Raw genomic sequence first — 2,240 nt, 5'->3', positions numbered from 1 at the left:
GCACCAGATCCTGGCGCTGAAAGGCCTGGGCCTGTCGTTGCGTCAGATCGGCGAGGTGCTGGCCGGCGACGGCGCCGACTTGATGCAGACCCTGGGCCTGCAAAGCCGCCATCTGGAGAACCAGATCGCCGCCCTCCGCCAGCGGCTGGATGCCGTGACTCAAGCACGCCAGCGCCTGGCGGAGGGCGAGACCCTATCGGTGGACGAGCTGATCGGCCTGGCCCGCCAGGCCACCGCCCCCCAGACGCTGACCAGCGACGACGTGCGCCGCCTGCTGGTCGAGTTGGTGGAAAGCCGAGGCCTGGAACCGGAGGCCGCCCGCCTGCGCCTGTCGATGGCGGAGCGGCTGAAGGGCACGGGCGTGGACCTGCCCACCCTGCGCCATCGCATCGCCCAGGCGCTGACCACCGCCGACCGGCTGCGCCATGCCAACCACACCGCCGCATCACCGGCGGTTCGGGATCTGGCGCGGGAGTGGCGGGAGATCGTGGCCCTGGTGGGGGAAGCCGACGGCGAGGCCGTGTCCGCCACCTTCGGAACCGACATGCGGCAACTGGCCCAGGACTTCCAGACCGCCTCCCCCCTGTCGGCCGCCTTCACCTTCCTGACCGAAGCGTTGGCCGCGATTCCACCCACGACCTTGCCGGGAGAGCAAGCATGACCCGACGCGGCCGCCTGGCCTCATCCGCCCTGCAATATTTGCTCTCCTATATGGTGGCCAGCGGCGCCGACATCTGGACGACGGTGTTGGCGTTGCGCGCCTATGGCGTGCACGAGGGCAACAGCTTCCTGGCATCGCCGGACGGGCTGGCGTTGCTGCGCTCCTGGATCGCCACCGGCCTGGGCGCCGTGTTCCTGACCGCGCTCTACCTCTTCGGCGTGGCGCACGCCCATGACGTGGAACCACACTGGCTACGCCGGCCACGACGCTCCTTCCTGCGGATCTACGTCAACCCGTGGCGATGGTTGGACCGCTCCCCCCTACATGCCGTCGCCTATGCCCAGGCCTTCGTGGCCCTGCGTGTGCTCGCCGCCGCCAATAACTGGAGCCTGGCGGAGGGCGGTCCCGGACCGCTGGGGGCGGTGGTGGGCTGGTGTATACGACAGCTGGGCACCATGCCCGGCTACGCCCTGGCCATCGGCGGCGTCTACATGCTGCTGACCGTGGCGGTGACGCCGCTGGCCGTCGCCACCGTGCGCCTGGCGGCCGAGGACCTGCCGCGCCCGTCGCCGCGTGGCGACCGGGCGCGCCTTGCCTAGAAGTGGTGGGGGGCTTACTCCGCCGCGCGGCGCGCGGCCTCCTGGAACGCCAGGGCACGCGCGGCCTGCAGGATGGGGCCAGGCTCCGTCCGCGCCAGCCAGTCCGGGGTGACGTCGACGTGGCGCACGATGCCGTCACGGTCCAGCAGCAGCACGGTGGGCATGGGCAGGTCCCAGGTGCCGGTGCCCGTGACCTCCCCAAGGTGGGAGCCCTTGGCCAGGCTGGCCGCCTGGGTGGCGGCGTTGGCGGTGAAAACGATGCCCAGGCGGCGGCCCAAGGCGTTGTCCTTGTCGCTGGCCACGGCGAAGCCCAGGTCGTGGCGGCGCTTGATCTCCACCAGGCGGTCTGGCGGCTGCGGGCTGACGGCCACCAGGTGGACGCCCAGGTCGCGCAGGCCCGGCCAGAGGTGGCGCTGGTAGTAGGGCAGCGCGATGTTACAAGCGGGACAGCCGGCGAAGCGGAAGAAGACCAGCGCCACCGGCCCCCGAGCCCGCAGGGCGTCCAGGTCCAGCGTCCCACCCTCCACATCCGCCAGCACCACGTCGGTCAGCCGCTCCCCCACCTGCACGAAGGCGCCGCGGTCCGCCGTCTCCACCAGTTCACGCCGCTGGTCGATGTTGAGCTGCAACTGGGCCGGATCCATGGTCGCCACCCGGTGGGCGTGCAGGTCGCTGAACAACTGGGTCAGGCTGGGCTCGGGGATGAGGGGCTGGCTCATGCGGCGTCTCCGGGTTGAGGTTTTGCCGCCACTCTGCCAGCGCCGGCAGCCAGAAAAACCCAAGGAATCCTTGAGAGGCTTATTGGCGGCGGTGAAGTCTATTTCCCCGCCTCGTACACCTTCTTGCCATCGACCCANGTGGACAGCGGCCGGATGTCCGCGATCTGGCGCGGGGCCACGGTCAGGGGATCGGCGCTGAGGATGACGAAGTCGGCGCGCAGGCCGGGCTTGAGCGTCCCCACTCCCCCTCCATGAAGCGGC

At 70.6% G+C, this 2,240-nt stretch carries 4 protein-coding genes; 2 read left to right on the top strand and 2 right to left on the bottom strand.

What is annotated here, in order from left to right; genetic code table 11:
- Positions 1–661, top strand: a 661-nt coding sequence (locus I55_RS37085) for a hypothetical protein (RefSeq protein ID WP_044561373.1), incomplete at its 5' end; no start/stop codon positions are given.
- Positions 658–1,260, top strand: a complete 603-nt coding sequence (locus I55_RS14875; protein WP_044561372.1) for a hypothetical protein — start codon at positions 658–660, stop codon at positions 1,258–1,260. The genes I55_RS37085 and I55_RS14875, both read left to right, overlap by 4 nt.
- 14 nt (positions 1,261–1,274) lie before the next feature.
- On the opposite strand, the gene I55_RS14870 is transcribed toward I55_RS14875, so the two are convergent.
- Positions 1,275–1,979 (bottom strand): peroxiredoxin-like family protein, encoded by a 705-nt coding sequence (locus I55_RS14870; protein WP_044561371.1) that lies wholly within the window; start codon positions 1,977–1,979, stop codon positions 1,275–1,277.
- A gap of 98 nt (positions 1,980–2,077) precedes the next feature.
- The gene (locus I55_RS39050; protein WP_286364301.1) at positions 2,078–2,221 is read right to left on the bottom strand and encodes an amidohydrolase family protein; all 144 of its coding nucleotides are present in this window, start codon (positions 2,219–2,221) and stop codon (positions 2,078–2,080) included.
- Between the last annotated feature and the right edge of the window lie 19 nt (positions 2,222–2,240).

It is taken from the genome of Azospirillum sp. B4, assembly GCF_000333275.1.
Lineage (GTDB): Bacteria > Pseudomonadota > Alphaproteobacteria > Azospirillales > Azospirillaceae > Nitrospirillum.
This window is presented reverse-complemented; position numbering and strand designations above follow the sequence as displayed.

Bases quoted from the DNA above. Each gene is read 5' to 3' on its own strand.
- I55_RS14875 (WP_044561372.1), top strand. From the start codon at position 658: ATGACCCGACGCGGCCGCCTGGCCTCATCCGCCCTGCAATATTTGCTC.
- I55_RS14870 (WP_044561371.1), bottom strand. From the start codon at position 1,979: ATGAGCCAGCCCCTCATCCCCGAGCCCAGCCTGACCCAGTTGTTCAGC.